The organism is Chryseobacterium sp. UF-290 (assembly GCF_058245615.1).
This window is the reverse complement of record NZ_JBSICB010000007.1, coordinates 80,751-97,785: the sequence shown is the minus strand read 5'-3', so window position 1 is coordinate 97,785 and position 17,035 is coordinate 80,751. Positions and strand designations below refer to the sequence as shown.

At 37.7% G+C, this 17,035-nt stretch carries 17 protein-coding genes; 11 read left to right on the top strand and 6 right to left on the bottom strand.

What is annotated here, in order from left to right; all coding sequences use genetic code 11:
• The first annotated feature begins 14 nt into the window (after positions 1–14).
• From AC4IF5_RS10420 to AC4IF5_RS10390, 7 genes are all read left to right on the top strand, one after another.
• Entirely contained in the window at positions 15–1,301 is a 1,287-nt protein-coding gene (locus AC4IF5_RS10420) for a cation:proton antiporter (RefSeq protein ID WP_490734228.1), read from the top strand.
• 34 nt (positions 1,302–1,335) lie between these two features.
• Positions 1,336–2,055: a DNA alkylation repair protein gene (locus AC4IF5_RS10415; protein WP_490734226.1), complete on the top strand. Its 720-nt coding sequence runs from the start codon at positions 1,336–1,338 to the stop codon at positions 2,053–2,055.
• A 116-nt stretch (positions 2,056–2,171) separates the two neighbouring features.
• Positions 2,172–2,840, top strand: coding sequence for a hypothetical protein (locus tag AC4IF5_RS10410; protein WP_490734224.1), 669 nt, complete (start codon positions 2,172–2,174; stop codon positions 2,838–2,840).
• A gap of 17 nt (positions 2,841–2,857) precedes the next feature.
• Positions 2,858–4,876 (top strand): hypothetical protein, encoded by a 2,019-nt coding sequence (locus tag AC4IF5_RS10405; protein ID WP_490734222.1) that lies wholly within the window; start codon positions 2,858–2,860, stop codon positions 4,874–4,876.
• Positions 4,877–6,115, top strand: coding sequence for a hypothetical protein (locus tag AC4IF5_RS10400; protein WP_490734220.1), 1,239 nt, complete (start codon positions 4,877–4,879; stop codon positions 6,113–6,115).
• A 33-nt stretch (positions 6,116–6,148) separates the two neighbouring features.
• Entirely contained in the window at positions 6,149–6,487 is a 339-nt protein-coding gene (locus AC4IF5_RS10395; RefSeq protein ID WP_490734218.1) for a DUF6122 family protein, read from the top strand.
• Positions 6,488–6,553: 66 nt separating this feature from the next.
• Complete coding sequence (locus AC4IF5_RS10390) at positions 6,554–7,624, top strand: calcium:cation antiporter (protein WP_490734216.1); 1,071 nt, start codon at positions 6,554–6,556, stop codon at positions 7,622–7,624.
• Positions 7,625–7,720: 96 nt separating this feature from the next.
• On the opposite strand, the gene AC4IF5_RS10385 is transcribed toward AC4IF5_RS10390, so the two are convergent.
• Positions 7,721–8,101, bottom strand: coding sequence for a group III truncated hemoglobin (locus AC4IF5_RS10385; RefSeq protein ID WP_490734214.1), 381 nt, complete (start codon positions 8,099–8,101; stop codon positions 7,721–7,723).
• A gap of 77 nt (positions 8,102–8,178) precedes the next feature.
• A complete protein-coding gene (locus tag AC4IF5_RS10380) occupies positions 8,179–8,349 on the bottom strand; it encodes a hypothetical protein (RefSeq protein WP_490734212.1) in 171 nt (56 codons plus the stop codon).
• Positions 8,350–8,388: 39 nt separating this feature from the next.
• On the opposite strand from AC4IF5_RS10380, the gene AC4IF5_RS10375 reads away from it, so the two are divergent.
• Positions 8,389–8,877 carry a YkgJ family cysteine cluster protein gene (locus AC4IF5_RS10375; protein ID WP_490734210.1) on the top strand — a complete coding sequence of 163 codons (489 nt, stop codon included), beginning with the start codon at positions 8,389–8,391 and terminating at the stop codon, positions 8,875–8,877.
• Positions 8,878–9,165: 288 nt separating this feature from the next.
• Entirely contained in the window at positions 9,166–9,474 is a 309-nt protein-coding gene (locus AC4IF5_RS10370; RefSeq protein WP_490734208.1) for a hypothetical protein, read from the top strand.
• Positions 9,475–9,840: 366 nt separating this feature from the next.
• On the opposite strand, the gene gdhA is transcribed toward AC4IF5_RS10370, so the two are convergent.
• The 3 genes from gdhA to AC4IF5_RS10355 form a co-directional block, all read right to left on the bottom strand.
• Positions 9,841–11,199: an NADP-specific glutamate dehydrogenase gene (gene gdhA / locus AC4IF5_RS10365; RefSeq protein WP_490734206.1), complete on the bottom strand. Its 1,359-nt coding sequence runs from the start codon at positions 11,197–11,199 to the stop codon at positions 9,841–9,843.
• 190 nt (positions 11,200–11,389) lie between these two features.
• Positions 11,390–12,499 (bottom strand): DNA-processing protein DprA, encoded by a 1,110-nt coding sequence (gene dprA / locus AC4IF5_RS10360; protein ID WP_490734205.1) that lies wholly within the window; start codon positions 12,497–12,499, stop codon positions 11,390–11,392.
• 34 nt (positions 12,500–12,533) lie between these two features.
• Positions 12,534–13,301 (bottom strand): rhomboid family intramembrane serine protease, encoded by a 768-nt coding sequence (locus tag AC4IF5_RS10355; RefSeq protein WP_490734203.1) that lies wholly within the window; start codon positions 13,299–13,301, stop codon positions 12,534–12,536.
• A gap of 249 nt (positions 13,302–13,550) precedes the next feature.
• On the opposite strand from AC4IF5_RS10355, the gene AC4IF5_RS10350 reads away from it, so the two are divergent.
• On the top strand, positions 13,551–14,477 hold the full coding sequence (locus tag AC4IF5_RS10350; protein ID WP_490734201.1) for a DUF3078 domain-containing protein: 927 nt from the start codon (positions 13,551–13,553) through the stop codon (positions 14,475–14,477).
• A 230-nt stretch (positions 14,478–14,707) separates the two neighbouring features.
• Positions 14,708–15,628, top strand: a complete 921-nt coding sequence (locus AC4IF5_RS10345) for a DUF3078 domain-containing protein (RefSeq protein WP_490734200.1) — start codon at positions 14,708–14,710, stop codon at positions 15,626–15,628.
• Between the two features lie 71 nt (positions 15,629–15,699).
• Here AC4IF5_RS10345 and sufD read toward each other — a convergent pair whose 3' ends face one another.
• The gene (gene sufD, locus AC4IF5_RS10340; RefSeq protein WP_490734432.1) at positions 15,700–17,007 is read right to left on the bottom strand and encodes a Fe-S cluster assembly protein SufD; all 1,308 of its coding nucleotides are present in this window, start codon (positions 17,005–17,007) and stop codon (positions 15,700–15,702) included.
• Positions 17,008–17,035 lie beyond the last annotated feature (28 nt).

Below are 17,035 nucleotides of genomic sequence, written 5' to 3'. Positions count from 1 at the left end.
TTAAAAAACACTTAGTGGAGTTATATTATTCATTTTCAGCATTAATCGTATTAGCATCAATATTTGCCTATCTTAACTACAGATTCCTAAAGCTTCCGAGTACTATCGGAATCATGGTGATTGCCATTGTGGTTTCTATTTTTCTGGTCATGTTTGGGGAAACGGTGCTTCCGAGAACATTCGGACATCTTCATAATCTGATGAGCAGCATCGATTTTACGGAAGTTCTGATGGGGGCTATGCTTAATTTCCTGCTTTTTGCAGGGGGAATCCATATTAATATTAATGACCTGAAAGAACAGTTCAGGCCTGTAGTGATATTTTCTACGGTCGGTGTTGTGATATCTACTTTTGTGGTAGGATTCGGGATGTTCTATTTGCTGCCTTTAGTGGGTGTAAAGCTTCCTTTTATCTATTGTCTTGTTTTTGGGGCATTGATTTCACCTACCGATCCGGTGGCGGTTTTAAGTGTTCTGAAGCAGGCTAACGTATCCAAATCATTAGAAACAAAAGTAGCAGGAGAATCCCTTTTCAATGATGGTATGGCTGTTGTGGTCTTTACAGTGGTCCTGCAGCTGGCAATCGGAAAAGAAGTGGATCTGGGAGTTGAGAACATTGGACTGCTTTTACTTAAAGAAGCGGGAGGAGGTCTTTTATTGGGAGTTCTTCTCGGGTGGACCACTTCAAAGCTTATGCGTGAAGTAGATGACTATATTATTTCCGTATTAGTGACGCTTTCTGTTGTGATGGGGGGGTATCTTATTGCAAGACAAATGCATATCTCCGGACCATTGACCATGGTAGCGGCAGGACTGTTTATGGGAAATTTCAACAGAAGCTTCAAAATGAAGTCCGTCACCCAGGATTATCTTATTAAGTTCTGGGAGCTGATCGACGAAATTCTGAATGCCGTATTATTCCTGTTCATCGGATTTGAGCTATTGATGATTAAGGACCTTAGACATTTTATGATTCCAGGGTTATTGGCAATCGTTGTGGTTTTACTGGCACGATTTATTTCGATCTGGGGCCCTACGAAGTTTATGTCACTCAGAACAAGGTTTAGCCCGCAGACGGTAAAAGTTCTTGTCTGGGGAGGAATCCGTGGTGGTGTTTCCATTGCATTGGCAATGTCTATTCCTAAGAGTGAATACAGCGAAATTATTTTAAGCATCACTTACTGTGTAGTTGTGTTCTCGATCGTTGTACAGGGGCTCACAATCGCAAAAGTGGCTAATCCTAAGCAGATTGCAAAAGAAGAGGAAGAGCAGGAGAGCGTGGTGGTAGAAGAGAATGCTTAATGCTTTAAAATAATATCTAATCAGCTATGGTTTAATGAGCAGTATAGTCAAAGAGATACAGGAGGCTTTAGCGGTCTTATCCATTCCTGAAAAAGCAGAATTTTTTCCAAAGTTTTTCAAGACGGGAAAAGGGGAATATGGAGAAGGAGATTTATTTCTGGGGGTAAAAGTTCCGGATCAGAGATCTGTGGCAAAAGCGTATTATCAAAAAATAAGTCTGGAAGAACTGAGCACTTTGATTTCTTCAAAGTATCATGAGCATAGGCTGACCGCACTTTTTATGCTGATTTTAAAGTTTGAGAAGACAAAAGATCCGGCGGCAAAAGAAGAAATAGTAACATTTTATCTGAATCATCTTCCCCATGTCAATAACTGGGATCTTGTAGATTCAAGCTGTTATAAAATCCTGGGCAGATATGCTTTTGAAAATCAGAAGGAACATCTTCTGAGAGATCTTTCAGAGTCTGAGGAGATGTGGCACAAAAGAATTGCTGTTGTAGGGACAATGCATTATGTGAAAAAAGGCTCATTTGAGCTGACCAAAGAATTGGTAACCAGAAATCTGAAACATCCTCATGATCTGATGCATAAAGCAAACGGCTGGCTGCTGAGGGAAATGGGGCAGAAAAATGAAGATGAGCTGATCAGTTATCTGAATAAACATTACAAAGAAATGCCAAGAACCTGCCTGCGATACGCTATCGAAAAGCTGCAGGAGGACCTTCGTCAGGATTATTTAAAAGGAAGGATCTGAAATGTATTAATTCTATCATTTTTTACAGGATAAAACCTCATTCTCTGATTAAAAAAGCAGAGCGTGTAAAGTATTTCAATTTAGAATTAAGTAATTTTGTCTTTTTAACCCCAATCATGAAAAAAATTCTCAGACTATTTATTCTGCTGCTTCCTTTATCATTCCTTACAAGCTGTTTTGATATTTTGGATAAGGTAAATGTGAAGGCAGACGGAACGGGAGAATATACCATTATTCTCAATGCCAGCAAAAGTAAAACAAGACTGGCATCAATTGCTAAAATGGAAACCATTAATGGGAAAAAAGTTCCCAAAAGATCAGAAATTGAAAACAAGATCAATGAAGCCGCCAAAATTTTCAGGGGAACTCCAGGGATCAGCAATGTGAAAACATCTATGGATTTTGATAATTATATCGTCAAACTGAGCTGTAATTTCAAAAAAATTGAAAATATCAACGCCGGACTGGAGAAGCTGAAATCCCAGAATATTTTGGGAAAAATGGTTCCAACACAGATTTACAGTCAAAATCCTGAGAAAAAAGCGTTGACGAGAAATAAGGTCAATACCTTCAAAACGGATTATGACCAGATGAGTAAGGCTGACAAAGAAGTTTTCAATGGGGCAAAATATACCTCAGTCATGCAGTTTGAAAATACGGTGAAATCCCAGACGAATAATGCTTATCTGCTTTCGCCAAATAAAAAAGCGCTTAAAATGGAGGCTGACATCCTGGATCTTATCCTTCAGAAAAAACAAATACAAAACACCATCCTTTTCCAATAAATTTCTAACATTTAGCCATGAAATCTATCTTATTAAAAACGCAAATAATTATTTTACTGGTCTTTGGCTTTGCCCTTGCCCTTGCTCAAAATAGCATGAAAATTCCTGATGATGCCATATTTTATATGGAAGTCAACGGAAAACAGCTTAATAACAAGATCAATTGGAATAAGCTGAATCCTTTGCTGCACGAGTTAAGCAAAAAAAGTAAAGAAAAACCATCATGGACGGATTATTCCAAAACGGGAATCAAATATGACGCCGTTCAGTATCATTACGCCAGTTTCAATGATTCTATTAATACCTACAACACTCATTTTATAATCGATAACAAGGAAAAGTTCCAGGAATTCGTTAATTCCGTTAAGAAAAAAGGACTGGAAGTTTCAAGAAAAAACAATTATTCTTACGTTGATATCGATGATGATATCTTCGTTGCCTGGAACGAAAGCCGTGCTGTTCTCAGCCTGGTAAGCTATACCAAGCCCTACAAAGACCTTTGGAAAGAGGAGGCTGTAGCAGACAGTGTCGCTATTGTCGCTGATAGTGCTGTTGCTGTTGACAGCGCTTATGCCGAAGAAATGGAAAGACCTTTTGACTATAAAGAGGAGATCGAAAACCTGAAGGAAGACATCAAATACCTGAAGGAGAATATCAAAGAAAACAATCTTGAAATAGCAAGGATCCAGAAAGACATCAAATACCTTCAAAAACATCACAAATATCCTAAGGAAAAAGAGAATGCCGCAAGCCCTGAACAGGAAGGAGAGGACAACTATCAGAGAGAAGGGTTATATGATGAATCAGAAGAAGATAAGGCCTTTCAGAAGGAACAGGATTCTATCCGCAGGGAAAATTTCAGGATCGTCAAAAAATATGCTGAAGACCATTTTGACCGCTATTTCAGCTCTAACCTGGACGTTGAGGCCTCTAAAGAAATGCTGGCCTTCAGGGATACCAATTCTGATATTTTTGTTTATACGGATTACGGAAGAATCGTCAATGAAGGAATTTATGGTAAGATGATAAATCGCTATGATTTCGGGCAGGTTTTCCAGAATATGTACAACTCAAATTCTGCATACAATCTGTATTTTGATAAAGATAAAGTGAAGCTGGTCAATAATTATCAGCATAAAAATACTGAGATCCAGAAAAATATTTCATCGATCTATAAAGGAAAGAAAAACAAAAAGCTGCTGGATCTGATCAGTGAAAAAAGTGTAGGTTATTATGCTGTGAATGTCAATGGAGGAAAATGTTTTGATCTGATGTACAGCCTTCTTCAGGATTCGGGAGAAAGTGATTATAAAAAAGAAATGGAGCTGATCATGGAGACGATGAAAATCATCCTGGATGAAGAAGCTATTGCCAGGATCGCTCCCGGAAACGGAATTTTTGTTCTGAATGAGCTGAAGCCCAAAACAGTAGAATATACGGATTACGAATATGATGATGATTATAATGAAAAAGAAGTAAAGAAAACCAAAGAGGTAGCAGTTCCTGATTTTACTTTCGCATTTGCAACGGAGAATGAAGGGTACTGGAAGCGGATTTTTAATTTGTTGACTACGAACAAAAAGCTGGCTAAAAAGTTCTCAAAAAAAGGAGATTTTTATTCTTTTAAAGAAGAAAAAGAGAGTGGTTACTTTGATCAGCTGTTCTTTACAGTAAAAGACGGGGTTGTTTATGTGATGAGCTCTACGGAAAATATTCTTCCTGCTGCTCAATCCGAAGCTTCAAGAAAATGGGCAAAAGACTCATCAAAGTATCCTTTATCCGGAAGGCTGGATCTGAAGAAGCTTCTGACAGGTTTGGATAAAGAGTTCAAAAGCCCTTCGGAAAGAAAAACATTGGAAGCAATCAGAAAAAATATAGGAGAATTATACTATAAGACAGAAGTAAAAGGAGAAAGTATTCAGACTGAAATGAACTATATCATCAAAGACTCTGAAAACAGCCTGATGTATTTCTTTGATCTGTTTGACCAGATTTTTAAAACCAAAGAAACAGAAAAGAAAACGCAAATATTATAGATGAATAAAAAAAGGATTATTGTCCCGTTAATTCTGATACTCGCTGTTACGGTGTATTGGGTGTTTTTTCATAAAGATAAGACGCTTAAGTTTATTCCGGACAACGCGGATGCCGTTGTTTTGATCGATGTAAAAAAATTAACGGGGCAGTATATCTTCAGTTTGGTGGCATATCCTTCCCATTGGTCCGGAGTCGGGGCAAAAGATAAGAATCTGGCTTCTCTGAAAGATGCCGGGATCAGAATACCGGATTTTTTGCAGATCTTTCATATTAAAGATTCAAAATTTTCAGAGTGGTATACGGTCATAGAGCTTAGAGATCCTCAAAAATTCAGAACATTCTTAAAGGCCCGTAAATTTATTGATAAAGAGGAGGGACGTTTTCAAAAAGATCAGTTCTTTCTCATAATTGAACAAGAATATTGTATCTTAGGAACGTCTGATAAAGCTTTTGAATCTATAAAAAAACAGATTTTTCAGTCTTCCAAAAAGAATGCTTTGAATGCTGATCAGTTTATTCATAGTACATTGGGAAGTGTTTCTTTTATTTCAGGTGAAAAAATTCAGAACTTTTCTCTTGAACTGAAAAATGATGAGCTCGAAATAAAAAATAGCTCAGCCCCGGAAATAATACCCTCTATTGCTTCCGGACTTCAGGAAAGAAATCATTTCCTGGAAATGGAGCTGGATGCTGAGAATATAAAAAGATATGCCCGTTTTTTCAACAAAAGCATTGCTGATTCATCGCAGATCAGTTATCTCAGAGCGACCGCTGACCTTAAGCAGGTAAATGATACCATTGTCAGTTATGGCTATGATGATAACTTTAATGAAATTGAACAAAAGACATTTCAAAAAATTACCCAGCCCAGCTACATCATTGATCTTCAAAGCCAGAATCCGGATAAAACATGGGATTTTTTCCAATCCAAAAAATGGCTCAATACCCGGGAGCAGTTCACTGCAATTCCGTTTCAACCCAATAACATCAGTAAAAAAAGGAATGGATTGGTCATACGGTCTACCGGAATACCAATTTCGCTATCCCCAGGATTACATGAAAATTACATTCTGATTAGAAATAATGCTTTATTGTTTTCATCTTTAAAAACTCTAAGTGACACAGAAAAAAAGTTCATTTCAGATATAGACTATGTACTCTATGGGAATAAAGGAAGTGATTATTGGGTGAAAGTGAAAGTAAAAAAAGGAGAATTACCTTTAATTTTAAGATGGTAAAAATGTACAATATTTAAAAATGAATATGGAGTAATGGACCCGTCAGAAGTTATTTTGCTTAAAACAATCACGCACTATTCTTTGCATTTTGTTTTTCCTGTCTTTATCGCTTTGATCTTTTATCGTGAAAACTGGAAGAAAGTGTATCTTATTCTCCTGGCCACCATGCTTGTAGATCTGGATCATCTTTTTGCCAATCCGGTCTTTGATCCGACAAGGAATAGTGTAGGCTTCCATATTTTACATTCATATTATGCAATCGCAGTATATGTTCTGATGCTGTTTTTTAAAGGAAATATCAGAATTATAGGAATTGGATTGCTGTTTCATATGCTGACAGATTTTCAGGACTTTATATTATGGAGGTATTAAAATAAGATTAATATTTTCTTTTAATATTTCAAATTTTATAGATTTTTCGTATTTTGTAGTCACCTTATGAGACCTAAAGAATTTTTACATTATACTTATATTCTTCCCATCCTTGCAGTAGGTTACTACTTTTCCGGGTTGATGGGAACAGGGGTTATTTATGATATTACTGCCGGGATTTTACTCATCGGAAGTGTTTTATCGGCAGTGCATCATGCAGAAATGGTAGCACATAAAGTGGGAGAACCCTTCGGAACTATTATTCTGGCTCTCTGTATCACGATCATTGAAGTGGCGCTGATCATCTCACTGATGGTCGCCGGTGGAGATCAGGCGATCACACTGGCCAGAGATACGGTTTTTGCTGCTGTGATGCTTATTCTTAATGGAATTCTGGGAATCTGTATCCTGGTGGGCGGCGTTAAATATCATGAACAGTTTTTCGCAAGAACTTCTGCCACCACTTATCTGGTAAGTATCGTTTCTATCTTGATCCTTACCCTTGTCCTTCCTAACTTTACTTCAAGTGTTAATGGTCCTTTTTATAACGAAGCACAGCTTATCTTTATATCCATTGCCTGTCTTGTCATCTATGGAGTGTTCCTGATGGTACAGACGGTGCGCCACAGAAGTTATTTCATAGTTCCTGACGAACATCCGGAAGAACATTATATCCCTTCATTGACCAAAACGCTCATAAGCTTTGTTTTTCTGATCATCTGTCTTGCCATTGTAGTTCTTATGGCAAAAGGGCTGTCTGATACGATAGAAGATATGGTACGAAGTCTGGGAGCACCAAAATCTCTGGTTGGGGTAATTATTGCTGCTGTAGTTCTTCTTCCGGAAGGAGTAGCTGCTATACGGGCTGCCAAAAGTAATCAGATCCAATCCAGTTTAAATCTGGCTTTAGGGTCGGCTTTGGCAAGTATAGGACTTACGATTCCGGCTGTTTCTACAGTTTGTATTCTATATGACATCCCGTTGGTTTTAGGCTTAGACAAGAAAGATGTTATTCTGCTTTCTCTATCCGTATTTATCGTAATGCTTTCATTGAGCCGGGGAAAAACGAATATCCTCTACGGAACGGTTCTTTTGGTGAATCTGGCGGCTTATATCTTTACGGTAATAGTTCCTTAAATAGAAAATAGAAGTTAGATATTAGAAGTTAGAGGTTAGAGGTTAGTTGGGTGTATTTCACGATTGTGAAAACCTGGAATGAGTACCTCGAAACCGCTACAGCCTTCTGGCCAGTTCCATTTTGAACGCCATCAGCTTTGCAATGTTTTCGGATTTATAGATGGCCATGTCCGCATTTTCTCCTACGAAGTTTTCTTCGATAGTGGTTCGCCATAGTTCGAGCCATCTGTCAAAGTGTTTCTGTTCCATAGCCTGTATCTCATTGATCGGAAAATGTACTCCCATGGGATTTCCTTTGTACGTCATCTGTCCGAAGAGTATAGATTCCCAGAAAGAATACATCTTCGGGAGATGCTTGTCCCAGTTTACTTTGGCAATATCATTAAAAAAGAACCCAATGGTCTCATCCTTTACGACCTTTGTATAAAATGCATTGACAAGATGTTCTATATCTTCTCTTGATTCCAGTTTTTTCATATTTCAAATGTACTGCAAAATCGAATGAGAAGGCAAATGATTCCATTGATAAAATTCATGAAAACAATATTTTATCTTCATTTTGAATTGATAAAAACAATTCGCTGAATAACTTTATGAATATCTTTTTCTTCAGCTTTACAGACATCCACTATTGTCGGATATTGAAGAATTGTTTCAATGGGCTTTTCAGGGAGTTTTGCTGTAGCTTTTGAGGCTTTTGGAGGATTGCTTACCTTTGCGATCATAAATAATGTATCCGTTACCGAAGAGGTATAAAAGAATAAATGAATTTAGATTTATATAAAAAACAGGCTTTACAAAAGCATAAAGAACATAAAAAATTTCTGGAGGGGCTTAAGAAGAAACCGCCCAGGAACCTTGATTATATTGTACAGGAAACGCATGATGAAGTTTTTGAAGAGATAGACTGTTTGCAGTGTGCCAACTGCTGTAAAACAACAGGTCCTCTGTATACGGAAAAAGATATCGAACGTATTGCCAGGCATCTTCGGATGAAACAGGCTGATTTTGAAGCCAGGTTTTTGAGGGTGGATGAAGATAACGACAAAGTACTGCAAAATTTGCCCTGCTTTTTCCTGAATGATGACAATACCTGCTCCATCTACGAAGTAAGACCAAAAGCATGTCGTGAATATCCACATACTGACCGTAAAAAGATCTACCAGATCAATAATCTAATGCTTAAAAATACGGTAATCTGTCCTGCTGCGTTTGAATTTGTGGAAAAAATGATGAAGAACGCGGCAAAATGATTAAGGCTGAAAGTAAGGGGCTGGGAAATAGAAGTCTTGCAGTCAGTCATTAATCCTGGTATTTCATTGGTTTTATAAAGTTTTGTTTAAGTAATAAAACGTTGCAGAGTAACTTTTCAGAACTTAGTTTTCCTCTTCCGTGCTTCTGCCAATTCTATTCTGAATCGACTATAAATTATTTTGTGAAATCCTCTTAAATAATTATAAAGTACGTTAAATAAGTTAGTTACACATAATTTTATAAATGATGTCTCGTTTAAATTAAACAATCATTTAAAATATTACATTATGAAAAAGTTATTTTTAACTGCGGCATTTACATTGACCGGAGTAGTGGCAATATCGGCCCAGACAGAACAAAACAAACCAGCTGAAAATCCTGCTACTACCCCATCCACAACTCAAACGCAGCAGCCGGATTCTAAGACTAACACCATTCCGGATACCGGAACTCCACAACAAAACACGACAACTACTACGACCACAGTAGAAACTACACCAGCTACTGAGCCAACAAGTACAGTAACCCCTACGGATGCCACCAAACCGGCAGATTCTACAAAAGAAGAAAAGAAATCTCATAAAAAGAAAAAGTAGCAGAAATTCATTTGAGCAAACACTAGTTGAAATCCTGGAATCTCGTATTTCAGGATTTTTTTATATCCCGTAAAATACACTAATGGATTTACTTTTTACCTGAAAGCAGGCATCTGGTATCCAATGTATATAACCTGTGAATGAATGATTTTCTTCAGCTCTGTCAGCTTTTCCTGTACTTCTGCCGCGGGAAGAGAAGAATGTATTCATCAATGTTTTTGAAGGCGTTTTCCATCCTGATAAAAATAAAAAAGTGCTGCATGTAGCAGCACTTTCTCCTTTCTCTTTTTACTTTTTTCCCATTTCCCCGGGAACAGGCTGTATGAAAAAAGGTCGGGAACTTTTCCCAACCTTGTCTTTTTATGTTTACACAACTCCTTGAGCCAACATTGCTTCTGCTACTTTTACGAAGCCTGCGATATTTGCCCCTTTTACGTAGTTTACATAACCGTCTTCGTCTTTTCCGTAGTCTCTGCAAGCTTTGTGGATTCCGATCATGATTTCCCTTAATCTTGCGTCAACCTCTTCAGAAGTCCAGTTAAGACGGATAGAGTTCTGAGTCATTTCTAATCCTGACGTAGCAACACCTCCAGCGTTGGAAGCCTTACCAGGAGAGAATAATACTTTATTGTCTAAGAAATAGTTGATAGCGTCTAGTGTAGAAGGCATGTTGGCAGCCTCAGTTACACAAATACATCCATTTTCAACTAATTTTTTTGCATCGTCCAGATCCAGTTCGTTTTGGGTTGCAGAAGGGAATGCTACATCACATTTTACTTCCCAAGGGCGTTTTCCGGCATGGAATTCAGCAGATGGATATTTTTTAACATAATCTTCAGCTCTGTTATTTCCTGAAGATCTCAATTCTAATAAATAATCGATCTTCTCGCCGCTGATACCATCTTTATCGTAGATATACCCATCAGGACCAGAGATTGTTACCACTTTAGCACCAAGTTCACTTGCTTTTTTGATAACACCCCAAGCTACGTTTCCGAAACCTGATACCGTTACTGTTTTTCCCTGGAAATCCTGTCCGATAGTCTTAAGCATCTGCTCAGCGAAGTATACAACTCCGTATCCTGTAGCTTCAGGACGGATCAATGAACCTCCGTAAGCAAGACCTTTTCCGGTAAGAACTCCCGTAAACTCGTTTCTGATTTTCTTGTACTGCCCGAAAAGATATCCGATCTCTCTTGCTCCTACACCGATGTCTCCTGCAGGTACATCTGTTTCAGGACCGATGTGCTTGCATAATTCTGTCATGAAAGCCTGGCAGAAACGCATTACTTCCATATCAGATTTACCTTGAGGATCAAAATCCGAACCTCCTTTACCTCCTCCCATTGGAAGAGTTGTTAAAGAGTTTTTGAATACCTGTTCGAAAGCTAAGAACTTAAGAACGGATAAGTTTACCGTAGGGTGGAAACGGATTCCTCCTTTGTATGGACCAATAGCAGAGTTCATCTGAATTCTGAAACCTCTGTTAACCTGAATCTCTCCTTTGTCATCAACCCATGGAACTCTGAAAATAATAATTCTTTCAGCTTCAGCCATTCTTTCAAGCAGCTTCATTCCGTTATATTCTTTCTTCGTAGCAATGAATGGAATTACAGTTACGGCAACTTCTTTTACAGCCTGTAAGAATTCCGGTTCGTTAGGATTTTTTGCTTCAATTTTTGCAATAAACTCTTGGATTTTCTGGTCAATATTATATTGTTCCATATATTAAGGTTGAATATTATTGTCAACAAATTTAATTTTTTTTTCAAGATTCACAACACTCTATTTCAACATTGTTAAAAATTAAATAATAATGTTTGGGAATATTATTAAATTAATAATTTATGATCAAATTTTATTAAAAATGAAATGTTATGTGTGAAATAATGCGATATTAAGAAATCATTAATTCTTAAATTGCGATAAATTGCCTCCCGGAAAACGATTTTACTTTCCCTAAAAGTTCCAATTCTAAAATTATCGGTAAAATTTTATGCGAAGAAACTGAAATCAATTGGGCGAGATCGTCCAGAGAAATCTGTGGATTCTCTTTTATGGATTGATATATTGTATTTTGATTGTCAGTCAGTTGTATTGTTGTCTCACTATAAGGGAAAAGCTCTTCTATTTTTTCCCTGGGATTGCTGAATCCAAGTATTTCCACCAGATCTTTGACCGTTGAAATGGCCGTAGCTTTATTATGGAAAATCAGTTGATTACAACCCTGGCTATAGACGTCAGTAATCTTTCCCGGAAGAGCAAAGACATCCCGGTTATAATCATTGGCGAAGGCTGCTGTGCTTACAGATCCGCCTCCAAATCCGGTTTCTACTACAATAGTTGAAGGGGAAATTCCGGCCACAATTCTATTTCTCTGAATGAAATTTTCCCGGTCTGGTTTTCTCGAAGAGCTGAATTCAGTCAGCAAGGCACCTCCTTCCTGAAGAATTTTTTCTGAAAGTTTCTTATTCCTTGAAGGGTATAAAAATTGAAAGCCGTGGGCAAGAACCGCTACAGTAGGCTTCCCGTTACGGATTGACTGCTCATGAACCTCTTTATCCACTCCCAGTGCCAGACCGCTTACTGATGTATAGTGAAAAGGTTGGGTGGCCCCAAAAAAATCTTCAATGAATTGCCGGCCATAAGCGGTCATATTCCGGGTTCCTACAATACTTATTTTTTGTAATGAATCATCAAAGTTTCCTTTTTGATAAAGGATAGCGGGAGCATCAGTACATTCGTTGAGAAGAAATGGTGTTTCATTAAGATGTCTTATCCTTATCCTGATATTATTCTTTTCGCAAAATTTCAATTCTTCTTCTGCGAATTTCAAATGATCAGGATTGCCTATGTCAGAAACGGTTTTCAGACCTATTCCTTCCAGTTTCTTATACTCTTTTTTTGCTCTTTGCCAGGTCTCCCGGGCACTACCGAAAGTCCGGACAAGCTTATGAAAATTGATATCGCCAATCTGGCTGCATTCGCGAAGGGCGATGGCATAGAAATGTTCTTCGGAGGTCATGTGTGTTTTTTTTCAAATGTAGTGAATTAAGTTTTTATTTCTTTCTCAATTCATCCAAATGATCCCATATGTCATCCCTTTTTTTATACGGAAGTTCTGAGAAATCTTCAGGGTGATTTTCTTTATATTCCTGCCACAATTTGTCATCCTTCTCACTATAATAATTGGGGAATTCCCATATATATCTTTTCTTCTTTTCACCCACATTTTTAAATGCGAAAGCGATAATACTGCCGACTATAGCTCCTGAAAGGTGGGCCTGCCATGAAATCTTACTGCGTTCCTGCATATTATAGAACAGCTCTTCCGGGAGCATCCCCCAGACCAGACTTCCATAATAGAGTACTACAAGCATTGAAACGGTCAGAAGTTTTGTATTCCATTTAAATACCCCGCTGAAGAAAAGGAAAAAGGCCAGTACGTAAACCACACCACTGGCACCGATGGTACAGGTATACATATAATCACCGGTAAAAATGTCAATAGGAGGAAGTAACCATACTAAAAGCCCTGTAGCCAGCCAGCCGATAATGAAAACTTTATTGGCAACCAGGGGATAGAATTGGTATAATAGGAACATTAAAGCAGCAATAGGGATCGAATTTCCTATGATATGGTCCATATTTCCATGCAAAAGGGGAGAGGTGATCACACCGAGCAGCCCTTCCGGTAAAAGAGGAATAATGGCTCCGAAGCAACTTCCAAAAAAGCCGTGTGTTTGTAAAAAGTATCCGAACCACATTGCGGAAAGCATCAGCAATGGGTATATAACCGCTCTTTTGGAAATTACATTTTTAAACATGGAGATTCTACGTCAAATCAAAAGCCAATAGTGAATTTCGGAAAATTTGTCGATGAATTTCTCCTACTGACCTGATTTTAAGACAAAAGGTATCAATTTTATTTTTTCAACCTTATGGTTTGGCATTGAATTTATAGATATAGTTTGTTGAATGAGGTTAAAAATCTATTAAATAACCATTTTATAGCAGGGAATTATTTTTTGAAAAAAATTATATTAATTATTTTTGTAATGAAAATTATATAGAGAATGAAGAAGTTTTTATTGATTCTTTCGTTTTTTACGGGGATTTATGCAAGTGCACAAGAAGAATTAAAAAAAGATTCGGTGGTGATAGATACCGTAAAAAGCTGGTCAGTGTTGGGAAAAAATACATTAATGATCAATCAGGCGGCCTTTTCAAACTGGGTAGGAGGAGGAGCTAACAACGTAGGATGGCTTGCCGGTGTCAATTACAATCTGACTTATGAAAAGGACAATGATCTTTGGGAAAACATTATTGTGTCAGGATACGGACAGAATGATACCAAAGGAATAGGAATAAGAAAGACTCAGGATGTTCTCAATATATCTAGCAATTATGGAAGAAAGTTTTTGAAAAGCTGGTATTTCTCTTCGGGAGTAGGGCTGCAATCCCAATTCGCTCCGGGATATGAGGACGGAAATAATCCTGAGGCAAAAAAAATCTCAAATTTTATGGCACCCGGTTACCTGAATGTCGGTATGGGGATCACTTACAGGCCGAATGAAGATTTAACGGTTACCTTTCGTCCTACCAACGCCAGATGGACCCTGGTTCTGGATAAAAGTCTTCAGATTGCAGGAAATTATGGTCTGAAAAGCGATGGCGATTCTTCTTTACTGCAGTTTGGTTTCCTGGGAACAGCCATCTATAAATTGAAAATCATGGAAGATATTTACCTGACCAATACCGCTTCTGTATTCTCAAATTATCTGGATCACCCTGACAGGCTGGTTCTTGCTTATGGAGCTCTGTTGAACCTGAAGGTCAACAAATATATTTCATCCAATATAACGGTAGATTTATTATATGACCACAATCAGATAGAAAAGACACAGTTAAAGCAAACATTAGGGATTGGTTTTGCCTATACGCTGGATAATGGAGTGAAACGTTCTGACCGTAAGGACAGCCAGTGGTGGATCAGGAAATAAGCGTAATACTATAAATTAAAGTAAAAGTACTTCAGCAATGAAGTGCTTTTTTTGTTTTTTGAAACTACTGTAATTTTAAGTTGGTTTAAGTTTATCGTATAGGGTTTTTGTATGTAAATGGTTTGATTTCAGGGTGTTGTGAGGGCGGATTTAAATATGTTAAATTCATTTTAAAGTGAATTTTATGCAGGCATAAATTATTATTTATACATTTGTATAAATCGTTAATTATGAAAAAACTTTTATTGATGGCTTCCGTCTCCTTCGGAGCCTTAGCTGCGGCTCAGGAAACAAAAGCTGAGGCACCTGTAGCAGATACCGTTAAAGCATGGTCTATCCAGGGACAAAATACATTAATGCTCAACCAGGCCGCCTTTTCAAATTGGGTAGGAGGGGGAGCCAACAACGTAGGTTGGCTTGCCGGTGTCAATTATAATATGACGTATGAAAAAGGAAAAGATCTTTGGGAAAATATTATTATTCTTGGGTACGGGCAAAATAATACCCAGGGAACAGGAGTAAGGAAAACCCAGGATGTAATCAACCTTTCTACAAATTATGGTAGGGAGTTCGCCAAAAGCTGGTATTACTCAGCAGGAACCAGCCTTCAGACTCAATTCGCACCGGGTTATGAAGATGGCAATAATCCTGATGCTAAAAAGATCTCTAATTTCTTTGCTCCTGCATATTTAAATCTTGGTGCCGGGGTTACGTATCGTCCCAATGATAATTTAACCGTGACCTTACGTCCGGCTAACGCAAGATGGACTTTCGTTTTAGATAAAGAGCTTCAGACTGCAGGAACTTACGGGCTTAAAAATGACGGTGATTCATCACTGTTCCAGTTCGGTTTCCTGGGAACAGCCATCTATAAAATAAAAATTATGGAGAATATTAACCTGACCAATACAGCTTCTGTATTTTCAAATTATCTTGATCATCCGGACAGATTGGTACTTGCCTATGGAGCAGTGTTGAATATGAAGATCAACAAGTATATTTCATCCAATATTACACTGGATCTGTTGTATGACCATAATCAGATATGGAAAACCCAGCTGAAGCAGACATTGGGAGTAGGTTTTGCCTATAACATAGAAAAAGGGAAAAAACGTTCGGATAATAAAGATAACCAAAGCTGGTTAAAATAATCCCAACAGAATACATAATAAAAAGCACTTCCGTTTAAGAAGTGCTTTTTTATTATCAATATATATAAGTCTTAAAATTCTATATCTACTTCAAGTTTCTCAGCCAGCAGCTTTGAAATTTTTTCTTTTAGGGGCTCAATGTCGATATTCTGCATCGCATCATTTGCAAAAGCATATAAAAGTAATGCCTGAGCTTCTTTTTTAGAGATTCCTCTTGCTCTCAGATAGAACAGGGCATCTTCATTCAGCTGACCTACTGTACATCCGTGAGAGCATTTTACATCATCTGCAAAGATCTCCAACTGAGGTTTTGTATCGATGCTGGCACCCTCACTTAAAAGGACATTATTATTCTGCTGGTAAGCATTCGTTTTCTGAGCGATCTTGTCAACAAATACCTTTCCGTTGAAAACTCCATGCGCATTGCCATCAAAAATACCTTTATAGTTCTGATAACTTTCACAGTTCGGGAAGTTATGGTGAACCGCTGTATGGTGGTCTACCAGCTGATCTTTCCCTATAATGGTGATCCCGTTCATGAATGAATTGATGTTTGATCCATTATGAATAAAATCAAGATTGTTTCTTACCAGCTTACCTCCGAAAGAGAATGTGTTGACAGTCGTTAGGCTGTCTTTCTCCTGTTTTGCGAAAGTACTGTCAATAAGATATGAGGTATTGTTATCATTCTGAAGTTTATGCCAGTCTGCTTTTGCGTTCGGATAAGTGAAGATCTCCGTCACAGAGTTTGTCAGCACATAAGTGGTGTCAAAATTATGGTGACTTTCAATGATCTCTACTTTTGCTCCTTCTTCCACGATCAATAGATTTCTCGTGTTGTAGAAAGTGTTTTCTTCCTGATTTTGAGAAATATAGAAAACATGGATTGGTTTTTCGATCACTACATTTTTAGGAACTTTCAGGAAGAATCCATATTTGCAGTAAGCAAGATTTAGATTTGTAAAGGCCTGTTCTTTAGAAGCGATCGTGTTGAAATATCTTTCAAAAACCTCTTTATGCTTCTCATCGTTCAATGCATAGTTGAATGAAAGGAACTCTACATTTTCAATAGAAACCTTTGAAAGTTCTTTGTGAAGCTTACCATTCACAAAAACGATCCAATCGAAATTCTCTTCACCCAGGTGCAGCTGGTCAAACTGTTCCTTAGTGATATTATGGTGCTCATTCGGAAAGAAGCTATAGTCTTTTTCCGTGATCTCCTTTAGATTGGTATATTTATATTCTTCGTCTTTCTTTGTCGGAAAACCAATGTTTTCAAATCTTTGAAGAGCTGCTTTTCTGTCATCATCCAGAAATCTGTGACGAAGACTCTCCAAAAATTCATTATGGTTCTCTATAATTTGTTCTTTTAATGCCATTACTGGTATATCTGTGGTTTGCACCATT